General features: G+C 45.8%; 17 protein-coding genes. 7 read left to right on the top strand and 10 right to left on the bottom strand.

Features of this window, described 5'->3' with window-relative positions; all coding sequences use genetic code 11:
• Positions 1-21: 21 nt before the first annotated feature.
• Both ACK8P8_RS09310 and ACK8P8_RS09305 read left to right on the top strand, forming a co-directional pair.
• The gene (locus tag ACK8P8_RS09310; protein WP_410025805.1) at positions 22-1302 is read left to right on the top strand and encodes a thioredoxin family protein; all 1281 of its coding nucleotides are present in this window, start codon (positions 22-24) and stop codon (positions 1300-1302) included.
• The gene (locus ACK8P8_RS09305) at positions 1299-4073 is read left to right on the top strand and encodes a M16 family metallopeptidase (RefSeq protein WP_410025804.1); all 2775 of its coding nucleotides are present in this window, start codon (positions 1299-1301) and stop codon (positions 4071-4073) included. Before ACK8P8_RS09310 ends, ACK8P8_RS09305 begins: the two co-directional genes overlap by 4 nt.
• A gap of 56 nt (positions 4074-4129) precedes the next feature.
• On the opposite strand, the gene ACK8P8_RS09300 is transcribed toward ACK8P8_RS09305, so the two are convergent.
• Positions 4130-6061, bottom strand: a complete 1932-nt coding sequence (locus ACK8P8_RS09300; RefSeq protein ID WP_410025803.1) for a SpoIIE family protein phosphatase — start codon at positions 6059-6061, stop codon at positions 4130-4132.
• Between the two features lie 393 nt (positions 6062-6454).
• Here ACK8P8_RS09300 and ACK8P8_RS09295 point away from each other — a divergent pair, with 393 nt between their 5' ends.
• The 4 genes from ACK8P8_RS09295 to ACK8P8_RS09280 all read left to right on the top strand — a co-directional run bounded on the left by ACK8P8_RS09295 (position 6455) and on the right by ACK8P8_RS09280 (position 9383).
• Complete coding sequence (locus ACK8P8_RS09295; RefSeq protein ID WP_410025801.1) at positions 6455-8047, top strand: thiamine pyrophosphate-dependent enzyme; 1593 nt, start codon at positions 6455-6457, stop codon at positions 8045-8047.
• A 51-nt stretch (positions 8048-8098) separates the two neighbouring features.
• Positions 8099-8686 carry an indolepyruvate oxidoreductase subunit beta gene (locus tag ACK8P8_RS09290; protein ID WP_099293979.1) on the top strand — a complete coding sequence of 196 codons (588 nt, stop codon included), beginning with the start codon at positions 8099-8101 and terminating at the stop codon, positions 8684-8686.
• A gap of 163 nt (positions 8687-8849) precedes the next feature.
• Positions 8850-9152 (top strand): GNAT family N-acetyltransferase, encoded by a 303-nt coding sequence (locus ACK8P8_RS09285; RefSeq protein ID WP_099293980.1) that lies wholly within the window; start codon positions 8850-8852, stop codon positions 9150-9152.
• A gap of 12 nt (positions 9153-9164) precedes the next feature.
• A complete protein-coding gene (locus ACK8P8_RS09280; RefSeq protein ID WP_099293981.1) occupies positions 9165-9383 on the top strand; it encodes a (4Fe-4S)-binding protein in 219 nt (72 codons plus the stop codon).
• Between the two features lie 187 nt (positions 9384-9570).
• Here the strand turns inward: ACK8P8_RS09280 and ACK8P8_RS09275 are convergent, their stop codons facing one another.
• The 9 genes from ACK8P8_RS09275 to ACK8P8_RS09235 form a co-directional block, all read right to left on the bottom strand.
• Positions 9571-10371 carry a metal ABC transporter permease gene (locus tag ACK8P8_RS09275; RefSeq protein ID WP_099293983.1) on the bottom strand — a complete coding sequence of 267 codons (801 nt, stop codon included), beginning with the start codon at positions 10369-10371 and terminating at the stop codon, positions 9571-9573.
• A gap of 63 nt (positions 10372-10434) precedes the next feature.
• Positions 10435-11190, bottom strand: a complete 756-nt coding sequence (locus ACK8P8_RS09270) for a metal ABC transporter ATP-binding protein (protein ID WP_099293985.1) — start codon at positions 11188-11190, stop codon at positions 10435-10437.
• Positions 11191-11194: 4 nt separating this feature from the next.
• Positions 11195-12058, bottom strand: coding sequence for a metal ABC transporter solute-binding protein, Zn/Mn family (locus ACK8P8_RS09265; RefSeq protein WP_186978020.1), 864 nt, complete (start codon positions 12056-12058; stop codon positions 11195-11197).
• A complete protein-coding gene (locus ACK8P8_RS09260; RefSeq protein WP_099293988.1) occupies positions 12055-12537 on the bottom strand; it encodes an S-ribosylhomocysteine lyase in 483 nt (160 codons plus the stop codon). The genes ACK8P8_RS09265 and ACK8P8_RS09260 overlap by 4 nt, the downstream gene beginning before the upstream one ends.
• Positions 12538-12539: 2 nt before the next feature.
• Positions 12540-13235, bottom strand: coding sequence for a 5'-methylthioadenosine/adenosylhomocysteine nucleosidase (locus ACK8P8_RS09255; RefSeq protein WP_186978022.1), 696 nt, complete (start codon positions 13233-13235; stop codon positions 12540-12542).
• 6 nt (positions 13236-13241) lie between these two features.
• Entirely contained in the window at positions 13242-13880 is a 639-nt protein-coding gene (locus ACK8P8_RS09250) for an MBL fold metallo-hydrolase (protein ID WP_410025800.1), read from the bottom strand.
• A 59-nt stretch (positions 13881-13939) separates the two neighbouring features.
• The gene (locus ACK8P8_RS09245) at positions 13940-15040 is read right to left on the bottom strand and encodes an MBL fold metallo-hydrolase (RefSeq protein ID WP_410025799.1); all 1101 of its coding nucleotides are present in this window, start codon (positions 15038-15040) and stop codon (positions 13940-13942) included.
• Between the two features lie 164 nt (positions 15041-15204).
• A complete protein-coding gene (locus ACK8P8_RS09240) occupies positions 15205-16101 on the bottom strand; it encodes a YitT family protein (RefSeq protein ID WP_410025798.1) in 897 nt (298 codons plus the stop codon).
• A gap of 4 nt (positions 16102-16105) precedes the next feature.
• Entirely contained in the window at positions 16106-17809 is a 1704-nt protein-coding gene (locus tag ACK8P8_RS09235; RefSeq protein ID WP_410025797.1) for a glutamine--tRNA ligase/YqeY domain fusion protein, read from the bottom strand.
• 80 nt (positions 17810-17889) lie between these two features.
• On the opposite strand from ACK8P8_RS09235, the gene ACK8P8_RS09230 reads away from it, so the two are divergent.
• Positions 17890-19869, top strand: a complete 1980-nt coding sequence (locus ACK8P8_RS09230; RefSeq protein WP_410025796.1) for a putative porin — start codon at positions 17890-17892, stop codon at positions 19867-19869.
• Positions 19870-20031: the final 162 nt, after the last annotated feature.

Genomic DNA, 20031 nt, shown 5'->3' with positions numbered 1-20031 from the left:
TTATTATTTAATTTATTCAATATGAAAAAGACATTTTATTTAATGGTATTCCTAATATTAGGAGTACTGGGAAACTTATCGGCTCAAATGACGCTGTTTAAAGGTACATTTGACGAGGCTTTAAAGAAAGCACAACAAGAGAAAAAAGATTTGTTCGTGGATTTCTTCGCGGAATGGTGCGGACCATGCAAAATGATGGCAAGCGACGTGTTCACGCAAAAAGAAGTAGGGGAATTTTTCAATGCCCATTTCGTGTGCGTGCAGGTAGACGTGGATGCCAAAGAGAACAAAGATATCGCGAAGAAATATAATGTAACGGCATTGCCGACCATGGTATTTATCAGCCGGGACGGCAAAGAAATGCGCCGGGTACAGGGAGCCGTTCCTGCCGAATCGCTTGTCAAAGAGGCAAAGATTGCCACGGGAGAGGAATTAAGTTTCGAGAAATTGTACGAGAAATACAAGAAGAAAAAAAATGACTTGGACGTGCAACAACAATTGCTGATCGAGGCTCCGGCGTTTATAGCCATGCAAGAGGGATACAACCAACAGAAATGGGGAACCCGTATCGAAAGCCTATTCCCGGAATACTTGAAAAACAAGAAAATAGAGAACATGGCGAACGAGGCTGATTTCCTAGTACTGACCATGTACCACCGCACGACTTCCAAGGAAGACCCCATTTTCGATTACATGGCACAGAACTACCAAAAATTTGCCGAGGGCATCGGGAAAGACAACGTGGCTCGTTACTTGGTTTCATTGAACAACTCGTACATCATCCAACTCTGCAAAAAAGGAGATCTGAATTACAAAAAAAGGCTCGAACGGGTGAACGGGGACTTGAAAGACGTTTACGCGGGATTTTCGTTCGGAAACCTTTCCGTGCTGGATGCCATCACGCTACTTGCCGATGCCACGTACAGCCTTTACCGTCATGACGAAAATACTTTCTTCGAGAAGATGGATACCTATCTTGCGGGAAAAGGCGACAAGACGGAGTTGAATGATTATTTCCAACCCTTACAAGACATCGCCGTCGTGTACGAGGGCAAGTTGTCGGAAAACGCTTACCGGAGATGTATTAACTGGATTGCCAAAGCCCTGACATTCGATAAGGTGGGTGCATCAAACCGTACCCGCCTATTGATGATGATGGGTGATTGCTTGAAAAACACGGGCGACAACGCCAAAGCAAAGCAATCCTATAACCAGGCATTTTTGGCAAGCGCGCAAATCGAAAACAAAATGGAGATGCAACAACTCCAACAAGCTATCCAACAATCGTTACAAGGCTTATGAAAAAAATACTACTTCTTATATGTGTTATCGGATTGTTTACCCCGGCAGTGCTACACGCGCAAGATAATGCAAACGTGTTCCGCCACGGGAAACTAAACAACGGATTAACTTACTACGTGCGCCACACGACTATGCAGCCGGGAAAAGCAGACTTTTATCTCGTGCAGAACGTGGGAGCGCTTATGGAAGAAGACAACCAGAACGGGCTTGCCCATTTCTTGGAACACATGGCTTTCAACGGGAGCGAGAGCTTCAAGGAGGGGATTCCCAATTTCTTGAAACGCCGGGGAGTGACACGCTTTAACGCCCAAACGGGACAGGACGAAACGGTGTACTACATGACAGGGATTCCCACGAACGACACGGGACTGCTAGATTCCTGCATTCTCGTGATGAAGGACTGGTCGGGCTTCCTGTTGCTCAAGCCGGACGAAATAGACAAAGAAAGAGGGGTTATCCGGGAAGAACGCCGGATGCGCCGGAACCTGGGTGCCCGCCTAAAAGAACAAACAGACTCTCTCGTCTTCAACAACAGCAAGTACGCCACTCGTAACGTCATCGGCAGCGAAGAAATCATAAACAACTTCACTCCCGAAGAATTGCGGGCTTACTACAACGACTTCTACCGCCCGGATCTACAAGCCGTGATCATTGTCGGAGACATCGATGCCGCTAAAATAGAGGCGGAAATACAGCGTCTTTTCAACCCCATCCCGAAACGGGAGAATCCGAAACCCCGGTTGGTATACGAGATCCCGGACAATAGCGAACCGTTCTACACGAAAGCGTTCGACAAGGAAATGACGGGATCGTCCATGACGCTGCTTAAACGGGTGCGCCAGACACCACCCACCTCGTTGAAGGAGATGATGAAGGTCAACCTGATCAATATGTTCTACAACCAGATCGTGCAGAAATACCTGCAAAAGTATATCGAAACCCAAGACCCCGCGTTCGTGCAGACCACGGTCGGGTTCAGCGGACTGGTGCGAAATTACGACCGTTGGAATATATACGTGGAAGCCTACCCGAACAAGGAACGGCAAGCCTTGAAAGATTTGATGGAAGAACTGGAACGCGTTCACCGCTACGGAATAAACGACAAAGAAGTAAAAGAACAGATCACGGCATATCTCTCCGGACTGGACGAGACGGAAAAAAACAAGGACAAATTCCCGAACGAGATTTACGTGCAAATGTACCAAAATAATTTCCTGGAAGGGAAGCCGCTCACGAGCATCGAGGAAGACATTGCCCTGTCGAGGGAGATACTGTCGGAACTCACGGCAAAAGACATACAGGACTGGATTGCCTCATGGAACAGCGATAGCAAGAACTGGGTGTTTATCATGCAGGGCAACGACCCGGATTACGATTTCCCGACAAAGGAGGAAATCGTGAATATTATGCAAGCAGCCAAAGATGTTGAAGCCGCAGCGGCTGCCGAAGAAATCAAAGCGGTTCCCTTGCTGGATTACGAGGTAAAAGGCGGAGAGATCGTGAAAACCAAACCGATCAAGATGCTGGATGCCGAGGAATGGACGTTGTCGAACGGCTGCAAAGTATACTACAAATTCAGCGACCAGAACGGAATCAAGGTGAGCCTGTTGGGCGAAAGTTCCGGCGGGATGTCATTGCTCCCGGCAGAAGACCTGCCGTCAGCCTCGGCATTATCAACGCTAGCGATGTATTCCGGGCTGTACAAGCACAACGTGCAGATGATGCAGGAGATACTGAAAGGGCATCACGTGCAGCCCAATATCACGCTCGGGGAAACATTCGAGGGCGTGAGCGGCGTGTGTGACAACAACGAAATGGAAATGTTACTTCAAATCATCTATTTGTTCTTCGAGCATCCCCGGTTCGACCGGAATGATTTTGACAAATTCGTGTACCTGAACAGACTACAAGCGGAAAACACTCCCCGCACGGTAAACGACACGATAGCGGAACAGGTGCAAAAGTTACGGGTGAAAGACTCTCCCCGCTTGTGGAAACAGGATGCCAAATTCTACGATGCCATGAATTACGACAAAATGGTCGCCATCTATCATGACCGTTTCCAAGATGCCTCGGACTTTACCTTTTATCTGGTAGGAAATATCCAACGGGAAGAAGCACAAAAACTGGTGGCGAAATACCTTGGAGCCATCCCGTCCATTCACCGGGTTGAAAAAGCCGCACAACACGACTTGAAAAAGGAAGGTTCCATCACGGAAACCATCACGGCTAATATCCCGGACAACAAGTACATGACGAACATCGAGTTCACGAACACGCTGAAATTAAAACCCGTGGAGGATTTGGCTATCGACGTGATTCGTTTCGTGCTCTCGAACCGTTACCAGAATATCATCCGGGAAGACGAGGGCGGTGCCTACGGGGTAAACGTTGCCGCATCATATAACGCTTACCCGACACACACGCAAGCCATTGCCGTCAACTTCCAGAGCAACACGGAGAAAGGCGACCGGATGCGTGCCATCGTCCACGAGCAAATTGACAAACTCGTCGCCGAAGGTGTAAACGAGGAAGACGTGGAAGATATGGTATTAATGATGAAAAAAGGACGTGCCAATATGCTGGAAAACCGAGGGAACGCCCATTGGCAGGAAGCCTTACGATATTATGCGGAAACGGGAAAAGATATCGACTCTCCCGTGATGTTCGAGAAACCGATTGAAAAACTGAATGCCAAGGTAGTACACGAGGTTGCCAAAAAGTTCTTCGGTTCGGCAACATGCGTGGACATTGTAATACGGTCAAAATAATAAGTAGTGTGCGTGTGTACCAAAGGGGATTGTTGAAAAATAATCCCCTTCCAAATTTACAACCATCTTACCCCTTTCTGTTTCTCGTACCGCAAACTCATGACAGTTAAATCATCCGACTGTTCCACTTTTCCGGCGTAAGCATCAACATGAGCTATAATCTTCTCAACCAACTCTTTTGAAGACAGATTCTTATTTTCTTCAACAAATTGAAACAACCGATCTATTTTATAGAATTTAGCATCCTCGTTCTGGGCTTCCGTTACCCCATCCGAGTAAAGAAGCAATTGAGAACCCGAAGCAAAATAACACTCCTGTTCCTCGTATTCATAATCGGAAGACACGCCCAAAGGCAAATTATCGGCAGTCTTAAACATTTCCACCGTTCCATCCGGCTTAATAATTATCGGGTAAGGATGTCCCGCATTACAAAATCTCAATCGCCGGGTATTCAGATTCAGTACTCCGGCAAAAAAAGTAACAAACATACTCGTGTTACCATTCCGAATAAGGCTGCGATTGATAACATTTACGATGTAATTCAATGAAGTATCTAACATCGCCACGGAACGCATCTGACTAATCGTGGTCGACATAAACAAGGCCGCCGGAACACCTTTCCCGGAAACGTCGCCGATGGCAAACCCGAACTCGTCCTCGTTAAGCATGAAATAATCGTACAAATCACCACCTACTTGTTTCGCCGGACGCAATACCGCGTGTATATCTATTGTTTCTCTGCCTGAAGGAGGAATAAATTGCTTCGGCACCATTCCCAACTGTATGTCATGGGCGATACGCAATTCACTTTGAATCTTCTCGTTGGCAGTCGTGGTATTCCGCAATTGTTCCACGTATTCCGTCAATTGGTGTTGCATAAACTGGAAAGATTCGTACAACTCACCCAACTCGTCTTTAGAACGAATAATCGGCAGAGGCGTGTTAAAATCTCCCCCGGCAATATTTCTTGCCGACATGGAGAAACGGGTCAACGGTTTCGTGATCCGTCGCACGGCTACAAAGCACATGATATAAACAAACACCAACAACAGCAGGAAACCGATTAACATATACATGTTAAACTGATTCAACTTCCCGAATACCTGAGCATAAGGGCACACGACCGCCATATACCAGTCCGTGGCAAAGACTCCGGTATAATAAACGTATGACAACGTCTTTTCATCCTTCACAACCAGACTTCCGCTTTTGCCCGCTGCCATTTCACGAACAAGTCTGGCAACATTGGGATCCGAAGCCTCTTCCGCCGTCTGGAACATATTCTTCCCGATCGTCGTTTCCCCTTCTTTACGCATGATATATCGTCCTTGCTTGTCGATAATCACCGTGTAACTCCCCTCGTAAGGTTTCATCGAATTAGCCAAATCCCTCAACCATTTATTCGTCAAATCGACCGACAATACAGCAATCAGTTCCCCGTCTTTCCCATGGATCGGCACGGCGTATGAAGTAGTTATCACGTCCGGGTCCCCGGCATCCCGGTAAGGCTTACTCCAGTATCTGGTTTCCCGGGCTCCTTTATACCATCCCTTCTCGAAATAATTATAATCCTCACTCCCGACCTGCATAGTCTTCACCGTATCCCCACTCATGAAAGAATAGGGAGCGAAATAATGACCTTTCGACGGAAAATAATAAGGCTCGAAAGCGATAGCACACCCGAATATCTCTTCATTCTCCTTCACGATCCGGCGGGTTATCGAAAACAGGGAATCCGGATTCTCCACGTATGCCATAATCATCCAACCCAAGTTGTCCGGAATCTTTTCCACCTTACTCAACAAAGCACTCACTTTCAAATTAGCGATCTCCGCCATTGTTTCAATTTTATCTTCCGCCTCCTTCGATAACGTTTTCGTGGAGTAATGATAAAATATCCCGAAAAGTATAACGGATAACACTGTAATAAAAGAAATTACATAGAAACTTAATTTCGCGGAGAAAGATTTATTATATCGTGCAAACATAATTTATCGTCAATTGATAACTACCCTCTATTAAAAGCAATTCAAGGGCACTAATATACAAAAAAACATAAAACAAACATAAGAAAACTAGTATTCCATCGTGCAAAAATAGAAAAATAATTTATCACAGACTTCTGTTTAAAAAATTTGTTCTTATTAAATATTAATGCTAACTTCGTCGCAAATTAAAGACGAAAACGTTTTAAAAATTAGTGTGATGTACGATCCATCAGAATATTATTTCGTTTTGGCCTATATCGTGGGAGTGTTAAAATTGTTCGGGGGACTATAAAAACTCGCCCGGGAATGATTATTCCCGATAATTTCTTTCAGCAACGTACAGTTGCATCCAGCTAAAAAGATAAATAACTTAAAATCAATAATCTTTCAACTATGCAAAAACAACTATTACTAGGTGTTGAAGCTATTGCACAAGGTGCCATAGACGGAGGTATATCCGGCGTATTTGCCTACCCGGGAACCCCTTCAACTGAGATCACGGAGTACATTCAAGAATCGAAACAGGCAATCGCCCGCAACGTTCACCGGATGTGGTCAGCCAATGAAAAAACGGCTATGGAAACCGCACTGGGTATGTCTTATGCAGGCAAAAGAGCCTTAGTATGCATGAAACACGTGGGTATGAACGTGGCTGCCGACTGTTTCATGAATGCCGCTATCACCGGGGCTAACGGGGGTATGGTAATCATCGCTGCCGATGACCCGTCCATGCACTCTTCTCAAAACGAGCAGGATTCCCGCGTGTACGGCAAATTTGCTTTAATTCCGATACTGGAGCCCTCCAACCAACAAGAAGCATACGATATGACTCGCTATGGCTTCGACTTGTCGGAGAAATTGGGAACCCCTGTATTATTGAGAATCACGACCCGTCTGGCTCACTCCCGTGCCGGTGTTGAACCACGTGAGGCAAAGGCCGAAAATGAAATGCGCCTGCCGGAAGACAAACGCCAATTCGTGCTCCTTCCCGCTATTGCCAAGAAAAGATATAGATTATTGTTGGACAAACAAATCGCTTTCGAGGAAGAGTCTGACAATTCACCATATAACAAATACATCGACGGAGCAGACAAATCCATGGGTATCATCGCCTGCGGAATCGGTTACAACTACCTGATGGAAGTATTCGGCGGTAATTGCCCTTACCCGGTAGTGAAAGTAAGCCAATACCCGCTCCCGAGAAAAATGATTACCAAATTAGCCGAAAGCACGGAGAAATTACTCGTTCTCGAAGAAGGCTATCCCATTATCGAGGAAGCCTTGAAAGGTTACCTTGAAAAAGAAAACGTTCACGGACGTTTGGATGGTATTCTCCCGAGAGACGGGGAATTAAATCCCGACCACGTGGCAAAAGCATTCGGACTTCCATCCGTTGAAGGTGCTCCCGTACCTGAAATCGTAGTGCCCCGTCCGCCCGCTCTTTGCGTGGGATGTAGCCACAGAGACGTGTACACCGCGTTGAACGCCGTAGTGGCGGAGTACCCGAACGCTCGCGTATTCTCCGATATCGGCTGTTATACCTTAGGAGCACTTCCTCCTTTCCAAGCTATCAACTCTTGCGTTGACATGGGTGCTTCTATCACCATGGCAAAGGGTGCGGCTGACGCCGGATTATTCCCCGCTGTATCGGTTATCGGGGATTCTACATTCACTCACTCCGGAATGACCGGCTTGTTGGATGCTGTCAACGAGAAAGCGAATATCACGATTATCATTTCAGATAACGAATCTATCTCTATGACCGGAGGACAAGAATCATCCGCACTAGGACATCTGGAAGCTATCTGTAAAGGTATCGGTGTTGACCCGGAACACATCCGCGTATTACTTCCCGTACCGAAGAATCATGACGAATTGTGCAAGATCATCCGTGACGAGATCGAGTACAAGGGGGTATCTGTAATCATCCCGCGAAGAGTATGTATCCAGAAAGCCGCCAGAGACGCCAAGAAAAAGAAAAAATAAATTGACTCATAATCGATTCAATTTAAAATCTAAAATTTAAAATTTAAAATTATGAAGACAGACATTATATTAGCGGGCGTAGGCGGACAAGGTATCCTTTCCATTGCAGCAGCACTGGGTTCTGCCGCCCTCAACAATAACCTGTACATGAAACAAGCGGAAACTCACGGCATGAGCCAACGCGGAGGTGACGTACAGTCATTCATGAGAATCTCTGACAAACCGATATTCTCTGACTTGATCGCAAAGGGAACGGCAGACATCATTCTCTCGGTAGAACCCATGGAAGCATTACGCTATCTTCCTTTCTTGAAACAAGGCGGATACGTGGTAACCAACGCAACCCCGTTCATCAACATCCCGAACTACCCGGAAGAAGCTACTTTGATGGCAACCTTAAAGGCTCTGCCTCATCAAGTAATTATCGACGCCGATAGCATCGCCAAAGAAGCTGCCGGAAACGTACGTGCCAGCAACTTCGTGATGTTGGGAGCTGCTTCTCCCTTCATCGAAATTCCTTTCGAATACCTCGAAAAAGGTATTACTGCCATTTTCGAACGCAAAGGAAGCGATGTTGTCGAAATGAACCTCAAAGCATTACGTGCCGGACGTGCATTCGCTCAAAACTACATTAAATAATCGAATCAATAACAGGGCATAGCCCTAACCAATCCCCTCCCGTCACACGGAGGGGATTTTTTATATATATATCCCATTTCTTTAAAAATAATAACAGGACAAAATCAAAACAAAATTCATATTCTGAACGTTTAATTTACAATAGACATTAAAATTTAAGGTTATGACAGAGGATTATGAATTAAAAGATGATGTACATCGTCAACAGTACGAGTTCCGCATCGGTAATTATACACCCAAAATCGAGTATATAAAATCAATCAACGGGGAAATCTACCTTACACACACGGAAGTTCCGCCGGAACTGGAAGGTCGTGGAATAGGTTCACAACTCGTCGAAAAAACGCTAAAGGATATCGAGCGTCAAGGACTGCGTCTAGTACCGCTTTGTCCTTTCGTGGCCGCCTATATAAAGAGGCATCCCGAATGGCGGCGCATTGTTATGCGAGGTATAAACATCAAATAAAAACAGAACATCATGGAAAAGAAGTATGAATACACGAACGGAGAACTAACCATTATCTGGCAACCCTCAATCTGCCAACACGCAGGGATTTGCGTAAAAATGTTACCTAAGGTATATAACCCGCAAGAACGTCCTTGGATAAAGATCGAGAATGCAACGACAGACGAATTAATAGCACAAATCAATAAATGTCCCTCCGGAGCGTTGAGTTACAGGATAAACAAAGAATAAAAGAAAAAATTCCACCACAGATAAGAACAGGAGTGCGTGTCAAAACACGCACTCTCGTCCATAAAGTCTAAAAGTCCATAAGGTCGTAAGGTCAAACGTGCGGGTGGTATGCGTATCATTATATTGAATATCATTAATTTATTGGATTATAGACGTTATAGACCTTAGGAGCCGAATGCTCGACTTTTCATTTACGGCGGCGTAATAAATAACAAACAATAAATATCAGCAAAAAACAAAGCACAATCGTTGCCCCGGACGGGAGCTTCAATGCTGCTGACGCGAAAAGCCCGATAACAGAACCCACGCAACTAATAATCGTGGATAAAACCAATTGTTTCGTGAAGTTCTTGTAAAACATACCCGCTATTGCTTGAGGCATCGTCAGGTAAGAAATCACCAAAATAATTCCCGCCAACTTCATACACAGCACGATACACAAGGCTATCAGCACGGTAATACCAATCTCCAACCCGTTTAAAGCGACAAAATGCGTCCGACTGTACTCCTTGTCAAAAGCGATATAAAACAACGGACGATAAAACTTCGCGAAAAACAAGATAATTGCCAGACACAACACTCCCGACAGAATCACCTGTTCCCCCGTGACCGTAAGAATATTCCCGAACAGATAAGACAATAAATTAGGCGCATATCCCGGAGTCAGGTAAATAAACAACACTCCTATCGCCATACCCGCCGACCAAAAGATACCAATCAAAGAATCTTCCTTAAACCGCTTATTATCCGAAAGGTATAAAATACAAAATGCCGCTGCCAAGGCAAACACGGCAGCCCCGAAAAGAGGTGACAAACCTAAAAAATAAGCCAATCCCAATCCCCCGAAAGAAGCATGCGTGATCCCCCCGCTAATAAAAACCATTCGTTTGGCAACAATATATGTCCCGATTAACCCACAACTCACGCCGATCAATATCGTGCACAAAATTGCGTTCTGGAAAAAACCGTATCTTAATAATTCAAACACCTTGGTAATTTTAGATTTATGATTTATGATTTTAGATTCCCACCGCGCAAGGACAGTGTTTTTTCAATTTTCAATTGCCTTGTCGTGATCCAACAACACCCGATGCGGTACGGTTCCGTGGGAAATCAACTCGATCGGACAGTTATACAACTTCAACTGTTCCGGTGTAATCAAGTTCGATTCGTGATAATGCAATCCCCCGTTCACGCAAGCAATAGTCTTCACGTAGGAACAAATAGTTCCCAAATCGTGTGAAACCATCACGATACTCATTTTCTCGTTCAACTCTTTCAACAAAGAATAAAACTCAATCTCGAAATTCGAATCCACGTAAGTGGACGGTTCATCCAGAATCAGTATCTTCGGGGAGGATATGATAGCCCGACACAAAAATACCCGCTGCATCTGTCCCCCGGAAAGCTCTCCGATCGGACGATTTTTATATCTGAGCATGCCATACTTTTCCAGTATCTCATCCACCTTCCCCCGGTCAGCTTTCGTGTAAGAATGAAATATCCCTTTCTCGGACATCAATCCGGATAACACTACTTCCTTTACACTGATCGGGAAACGAGCGTCGAACTTACTGTTTTGAGGCAAATACCCGAACAACGATTGCTTGGACGTGTGATAAATGATCTTCCCAGAGAAAGGCTTTATCAACCCTAATATAACCTTTAACAAAGTCGTTTTCCCCCCCCCGTTCGGCCCGATAATTCCAACAAAATCATTCTCCCGTATGGTCAAGTTCACTCCTTGCAACACGGTCGTTTGCTCGTAACCTGCCGAAATATCTTTCAACTCCAAAATCTCTTTCATCCGGTTATTCCATTTTTTGTTCTATAATCCGAAGCAACGATTCCATTTCCTTTTTCCAGTCCGCACTCAACGGATCAATGGCAATAACCTCGCCGTCGATCTCCCGGGCTATAGCTTTGGCATTCATCACGTCAAATTGGTTCTGGATAAATACAATCTTTATACCTTTTGCCCGACAAGTATCGACCACCGCCTTGATATGTGACGGATTAGGTTCTTTTCCCTCGTCCTCGATCGCAATCTGTTCCATACCGTAATCTTTCGCCAGATAAGTCAAAGCCGGATGATAAATCAAGAAAGTCTTGTTCTGCTTCGCGGGAATAATCCTTCGGGCTTCCGCGTCGATACTGTCAATCTCCTGTTTGAACTGCTTGAAATTCTGCTCGAACTCGGTTTTCTTCTCCGGGAACTTTTCAGATAACACCTTACATATCGTTTGCGCCATCATACCCGCGTATCTTGGAGACATCCACACGTGAGGGTCAAAATTACCGGGGTGTGTATGATGATGCCCGCAATCACACGTTCCCTCTTCCAGCTCCATCCCCTCGGATTGCTTCACGAGTTGTATATGCTTCTCCTGTTTTTCCAGAAAAGGATATAAATTACTAATTTCGAAAGGTAGATACCCCACGGCAAAATAGATAGAACTATTATGCAACGCTTTCAACTGTTCGGTACTTAAATCACTCACGGCAGGATTAGCCCCCGGCGGAATCATCACGTTCACCTTCACGTAATCCCCCGCGATACGCTCCACGAAATAACGTTGAGGCAAGATACTCACGCTGATCGTCTTCTCCCGATCCTTGTTTTCATCACAAGCCCAAAGCAAGGCAACCAACATTAAAATGATTCCTATTCTCATTCGCCCGGATATATCAGATTCTTTTCCTCGATCACGTCCAGCACTTCCGCCAGATATTTAGCAGCCTCGTATTTCGCCATCGGCAGATTATGTAATAGATAATTACCACAATCTTTTGCAGCAACACCGGGAACTTCACCTTCAAAATCACGAATAAAACGGAATGTTTCCCGCATCAATTCCACGATATCACGAGAAGTCAAATCACCCCGCATCAAAAAATAATTTCCCGTGCAGCACCCCATCGGTCCCCAGAAAATAATCTTGTCGCCCCACGTCTCGTGATTTCTTAAATAAGTCGCCGCGAGATGTTCTATCGTGTGCAATTCCCCCTGTCCCAACACGGGCTCTCGGTTAGGCTCCTTCATACGTATATCAAACGTCGTGATCACCTCTTCTCCTACATAATCTTTACGGGACACGTAGATTCCCCGCGACAGGCGAAGATGATCTATGGTAAAACTAGGTATTTTTTTCATCTTTATTCTTCTGATAAAACAGTGATTAACTTTCTAATCATCTCGAAAGAGCGTTTGGGAGCCTCTTCCCAGAAATTCAAATATTGATTGTAATGATCTTTCACTCCCGGGGTATCGCTAATAATACGATAACTCAAGAAAGGTACGCCACACAAGTAGCATACTTGCGCGATAGCGGTCGATTCCATATCAACCGCCAAGCCTTCGGGAAAACGCTTTTTGATCTCGGTCAACTCCTCTTTCTCCGTCACGAAACGATCACCGCTGCAAATCAATCCCCCGTATACATTCCCGTCATGTTTCACGGACAAAGCCTGTTCATACAATTTCTTATCCGAAACAAAACGAGCCGGCAATCCTTGAATCTGCCCGTACTCGTTTCCCTCGCCACACCACACGTCATGATAAACCATGTTCTCCCCGATCACGATATCCATAACTTGTGTCAACGGGTCTATTCCCCCGGCAACACCCGTGTTTACAATCACCTCCGGGGCATATTGCCGGATCATTTCCAACGTCCCTACCGCCGCACAAACCTTACCGATCCCACTTTTGGCCAACACGACGTCAACTTCTCTCATACGCCCCTCGATAAAGGGGATTCCCCGAACCAAACGTTCCTTTCCCCCGTCAAGTAAAGATTTCACCAGACCGTATTCCGAAGTCATGGCTACAATTATACCGATCTTCTTCATCTTTTTTTATTGAAAAAATGGATTCATACGTTTCTCTTCTCCTATCGTGGTAAACCCGCCGTGTCCCGGTATTACCCGCACATCATCCGGCAACACGAACAATTTTTCCCGGATTCCGTCTATCAACTGACGCATATCTCCCCCGGGTAAATCTGTGCGTCCGATACTCCCTTGGAACAACACATCCCCGGCAACAAGCAATTTATCCTGTTCGCTATAGAAACAAAGTCCCCCCGGTGAATGTCCCGGTACATGAATCACCTTCAATTCCGAATGCCCGAATTTCACGACATCCCCGTCATGCAAATATTCTCCCAACGCCGGAGGCGGTGTAATTCCTCGTATTCCCAACATCGCCGCATACTTCTCCGCATCTTCCACCCAAAACGAATCCGCTTCATGCGCCCGGGCAGACAACCCATATTCGTCCAGCATAAAATTATTCCCGAAAATATGATCTATATGCAAGTGCGTATTCAACAACGCTACCGGTTTCAAATGATTTTCCGCCAGAAAATCTATCAAACGCCGCTCTTCGTCTTTCGAAAAACAACCGCAATCAACTACCACGGCTTCCCCCGTTTCATCGTACAACACAACCGTGTTCTCCTGCCATGGATTATTAACAAATACTTTTATCTTCATCTATCATGCATTTTATTCAGACAAAAATAACATAAAATCGCGAGAACGAGAAAAAAACCTCATTGTTCCACCTTCTCATTCCGAACTATTTCCCCGATAGTAGGTACAAGTACTTCAAAAGGGACATCTTCTCTCATCTTCAACGCATTCTTCAACGGCTCATCCCAAGGATGCCTTGCCAAAGCATATTTCGAATGATGCACCGTCAAAACTCTCTTCGCACCCAAATCCTTCGCGATCTGTTCCAAGTAATCCGGCATCACGTGAATATACTTCCAATCTTCATTATATTGCCCGTTCTCGATGACCGCAAGATCAATACCCGGGAAACGCTTGCCAATCTCGGCGAAATGCGTGTCATACCCCCCATCACCACCTATATATATCTTCCTCGAGGGACTCTCCACGAGAAAAGAAGCCCACAATGTCCGGTTGGCAGACAATCCCCGTCCCGAGAAGTGACGCGCCGGCAAACAATAAACGGCAAAACCATCATCCAGCACGGAGTCTTCAAACCAATCCAATTCCACGACACGTTCCTTGTCAAATCCCCAATACTCGAAATGTTCCCCGACTCCCAATCCGCATATAACCTTACCAACCCGATTCTTCAATGCAGTCACAGTTCCGTAGTCCAAATGATCCCAATGGTCATGGGAAATCACCAGATAATCGATATCCGGCATATCTTCCGGCTTATAAACATCCGTTCCCTTGAAAGGCTTATTGACAAATGATACCGGGGAAGCCATGCAAAATACCGGATCGACCAGTATTCTTTTTCCTCCCGTTTGAATCAGATAAGATGAATGCCCGAACCACACGACCACCTCCTCGTCCAAGGGGATACTCCGCAAATCTGTCTTAATGACAGACACTGCTGTTTCCGGTCGCAGCCTTTCTGTTTTTCTGAATAAAAAATCAATCATAGCCCCGACACGCCCCTTGTCTGAAGCAATCATCACGGTTTCATGCAAATTTTGAAACCGTCCGTCCCTGTAATGAGGCGAACGCTTCACACGTTCCATTCGATCCCCCCGGGGAAGTCTGCCAAAACTCCGTTGATTCACGAAAACAACCGCTATCACGGCAATCACCGCAACAACGCCTAATACACTCCAAATTACCATGTGTCTCCTATGCTTTTTTAATGACCTCATATCAATCCTCTTAATTATCAAACACCGTGCCACTCAATACCATAAAGACACAAAGTCATTATAAATTAGCGTGTTTTATCAAAAAAATAAGGTTTATAAAAAAGCCCCTCGTGAAGAATGGCAACTTTATAAACCTTATGAACCTTATAAACTTTACGAACTCCCTAAGTCCGCAGCGTATCAAATCCCCTACCGTACACTCCCATGACCGTATTCATCGTGAGGAATGCATCCGGATCAGCCAATTTCGTCACACGCATAATATTCTGCATCTCACTCTTGCGGGCTACCACAATTAACATTTTGCGTGCCTCACCCGTGTACCAGCCTTGACAATCCACGACGGTTACACCCCGTTTCAAATCATGAGTGATCAGATCGGCAACCTCCTTGTATTTTAACGAGAAAATAAAGAACTGCACGGATTGCATCTGTCCAGTGAACACGAGGTCAATCGTGTACGAGTTCACACCCATGACCACGTAACCGTAGATAATCGTGGCAATCTTTGCCGTCGGATCGATTACCGTGTTTTCCCCAATAAAATAACTACAACCGATAATAAACACGTCGATATACATGATAATCTTACCGGGACTGATATTCCGGTACTTGTTAATCATCATTGCCACGATATCCGTACCCGCCGTACTGCCTCCGTTAGCAAGCGAAATCCCGATACCCGCACCACACATGATACCGGAAAGTACCGCGCACATGAATTTGTCCTCCAACAGCGGCTCATGAATCAGATTCTGTAACAAACTCAACAGGAACGAACTCATGAAAATAGCATATATCGTCTTGAAACCGAACCGGGGCCCGAGCACCTTAATCGCTATCGCCACCAGCAAAAAGTTAATCACGAAATAGCTATACCCGATAGGAATCACCTCCCCGGAAAGAAAATAAATAATTGTCGAAATACCGGTCACACCACCGCCCACCATACGATGCGGCGCCAAAAACGCGGTAACGGCAAAAGTATAGATCAGCAAACCGAACGTAATCAACAAGTACGCCCGCGCTTCTCTTGCAAACTTATCCCTCGTAACTTTCATTGTATTAATTGTTTTGTTTTGCCCACGTATCCTTTAATCCCACGGTACGATTAAACACCAGTGCCCCCGGTTTGGAATCTTTATCCACGCAGAAATACCCCAAACGCTGGAACTGAAAACGATCGCCTTCCTTGGCATCTTTCAAACTCGGCTCCAACTTACACCCCGTCAACACTCTCAACGAATTCTCGTTCAAGAACTCTTTGAAATCGATATCCTTGTGTCCGGCAGGATCCGGATCTTTAAACAAACGATCGTATAAACGTACCTCTGCCTCTATCGCGTCGGGTGCGGAAACCCAGTGAAGTGTTCCCTTTACCTTCCGGTTGCTCGCGGCACCGGTACCACTATGCGTTTCGGCATCGTACGTGCAATGGATTGTCGTAACATTTCCTTCTACATCTTTCTCCACGCTCTCGCATTTCACAATATACGCACCTTTCAACCGTACCTCGTTGCCGATCGTCATCCTGAAGAACTTCTTCGGGGCCTCTTCCATGAAATCATCCCGTTCGATAAACAACTCACGGGAGAACGGCACCATTCTCGTTCCGGCAGCCTCATCTTCCGGGTTATTCTCGATCTCAACCACTTCGGTCTGTCCTTCCGGATAGTTATCTATCACCACCCGCACCGGATCAAGCACCGCCATTACACGGGGAGCCACCTTGTTCAAATGTTCCCGCACGCAAAACTCCAACAACGCCATATCGACCACGATCTCCCGGCGAGCCACACCCACTTTCTCCGCAAAAGCACGAATAGACTCGGGCGTGTATCCCGCGCGGCGCAAAGCCGTGATCGTAGGCATCCGGGGATCATCCCACCCGGCAACAATACCCTTCTGCACCAGTTCCAACAGACGGCGTTTACTCATCACCGTGTAACTCAAATTACGACGGGCAAACTCAATCTGACGGGGACGGTATTCCGTGTCGAACAACTGATCCAAAAACCAATTGTATAACGGGCGATGCACCTCGAACTCCAAAGTACAAATAGAATGAGTAATCCCCTCGATATAATCACTTTGCCCATGTGTGAAATCATACATCGGGTAGATACACCATTTATCACCCGTGCGGTGATGCGCCACGTGCATGATCCGGTACAAAATCGGGTCACGCATCAACATGTTGGACGAGGCCATATCTATTTTAGCCCGCAATACTTTCTCCCCGGCTTGAAACTCCCCTGCCTTCATCCGCCGGAATAAATCCAGATTTTCCTCCGGAGTCCTATCCCGGTAAGGACTGTTCACTCCCGGTTCCATCGGGTTCATACGTTGTGCGCTGATCACCTCTGCCGGTTGGTCATCCACGTAAGCTTTCCCCTCCGCAATCAACTTCTCTGCCCAATCATACAATTGCTGGAAATAATCGGAAGCGTAATGAGTTTCCCCTTCCCACTGGAAACCTAACCATTGAATATCTTGTTGTATGGAATCAATATACTCGACATCCTCTTTAGAAGGATTCGTGTCATCAAAACGCAGATTGCACTTGCCGTTGTACTTGGCAGCCAATCCGAAATTCAAGCAAATAGAAGTTGCATGACCGATATGCAAATAACCGTTCGGCTCGGGCGGGAAACGCGTATGTACCCGACCGCCGTTCTTCCCCTCGGCCAACTCCTCCTCAATAATCTGTTCGATGAAGTTCAACGATTTGCCTTCACCTTCTTCTTCCACGAGATAATTCTTATCCATACTGAAAATTTTATAACATATTCGACCGCAAAGGTAATTAATTTATGAGAGTTTTAAAAGTTTCCGTATATTTGCACGCCATGAAATATATATTTTACACCATATTATGCTGCTTAATATCGCTCACGTCTTTAGCGCAGAGCGATTTTGATTACGGGCATCCGGACGAGGAGGATCCCCGGCGTAGCGCTTTTGACCAAGATAGCACGAGAGGAGAACAACGGTACGTGAAACCGCAACGAGTGGCGTGGAAATGGATGCACGACGGCGTGTACAAACAATATATGTCCATGACGGACACCCTGACCGACGGGATACATAACACGAACCCCATATTCAAACACAGCGTGTCCAACACCTACCTCGGCAACCTACCCTCACCTTATATTTCCAATGTTTTCATCCTTCGCCCCCGCGGAGAAGATTTTCTTCCGCTCGACAGGGTACGGGATTACCTTTTCCGTCCCGAGGACGCCTTGGATTACAACACCTCTACCGCTTTCGCCCAAATCAGCTACTTTAACGGGGGTGGACGAGGAAAAACAGAAGACCGGGTAGACGTGTGGTACATGCAAAACATCAACCCGTTCTGGAACGCAGGATTCCGGTACAACCTCATGTCTGCGGACGGGGCATACTCGTACCAGAAATCAAAAACATACAACTTCTCCGTTTTCAGTTCATACGAGAAAGAAAGAGTGGCAGTATCCTTCTTTCTGAACCAGAACGTGGGACATTACGCGGAGAACGGCGGTATTGAAGTTTTGGCTGAAGTCCGGGATACCGTGCTTGATCCAAAAATAATCGGAACGAAGCTAGTCATGGAACCCCGAAACAACATAGCCAACTTCAATCTCAGCACGCTGGCACAATACAACCTCGGAAATGCCAAAGAAATCATCACACCCGTGGACTCCATCAACATGGATACCACGTACACTTACCCGATGAAATTTGCACTCGCCTTGAAAGTCGAGGACAATCGCTACCGTTTCAGAGAAGAAAGCGTTGAAACCAATTTTTGGGACACGACCTACTTAAACACCCAGTCCAACCAAGACATCACCAACAACCAAAAATACGAAATAGACGCCAAGTTCATACTAAACGAACATCCAAAATACAAATACCTGCCGGGCGTGTACGCCGGGTTAAAATTCAAATACCTGAAATACGACCAACGTGTATCTTCGGACACAATCAACAACCGGGCAACAAACAAATACACCGGAACCTACCTCACCGCGGGAACGTTCAACATGGACTCGACCACCATGTTCAATTTTGATATCTGGGGCAGTTTCTGCCTTGCCGGGGAGTATTCTGCCGACTATTCCTTAGAGGGAAAAATCGTCCAACACCTAAGCCGAAACAGAAATTCATCCGTGACGGCGTATGCCCTATTGGAAACAACCACCCCCAACCGCTATTATGACCAATACACGGGAAATCACAACCAATGGGAAACGAATTTCTCCAAAATCCATGCCTACAACATCAAAGGACACTATAACAACAAACGCCTCCGTACCGAAGTCGGAATCGCTCTGAACAACACGAAAAACTATATCTATTTCGACACCACGGCCTATCCCCGTCAATATGACGGTAATTTAGTCGTATTCACGGCATGGGCGAAACAAATTTTCAGATTAGGTAAATTCTACTTCGATCAAAAAGTGTACTACCAGATCTGTAACAAGGACGAAGTATTGCAACTTCCCAAAGTTGCGCTATACTCCCACAACTACTACCAAAACCGTCTATTTAAAAAAGTATTGGGACTGCAAATCGGTATAGACTTGTTCTACAACACCTCGTTCTATTCCAACGCCTACGACCCGAGTATCATGCAGTTCTACAACCAAGATATCGAGAAGACCGGCAACTACCCAAAACTCGACGTGTTCCTCACGCTGAACATCAAACGTGCCGACCTGTTCGTGAAATACGAGCATGCCAACGAGCGCTTAGGAAGTCGGGATTACTTTTCCGCCTACACCTACCCGATCAACCCCGCCAAAGTAAAATTCGGCATCCGTTGGAATTTCTTTGATTAAAACGTCCGCCGAGGTGCATTTGACCGTTCTCTAGGGATTCGCTCGCCCGTACTCATATCAAAAACCCTACTCTTTCGCAGCATAAACACTCGTGAGCGTCTATGCTACGAAGATGATACGTTCATGATACGTTCATGAGGTAGCGAATGGGTAGAGCAAGAA

Origin of the sequence: Butyricimonas muris (assembly GCF_046365375.1) — a bacterium.
GTDB classification, from domain to species: Bacteria; Bacteroidota; Bacteroidia; order Bacteroidales; family Marinifilaceae; genus Butyricimonas; species Butyricimonas muris.
Note: the sequence above shows the minus strand (reverse complement) of the source record. Positions and strands in the feature narration are given on the sequence as shown.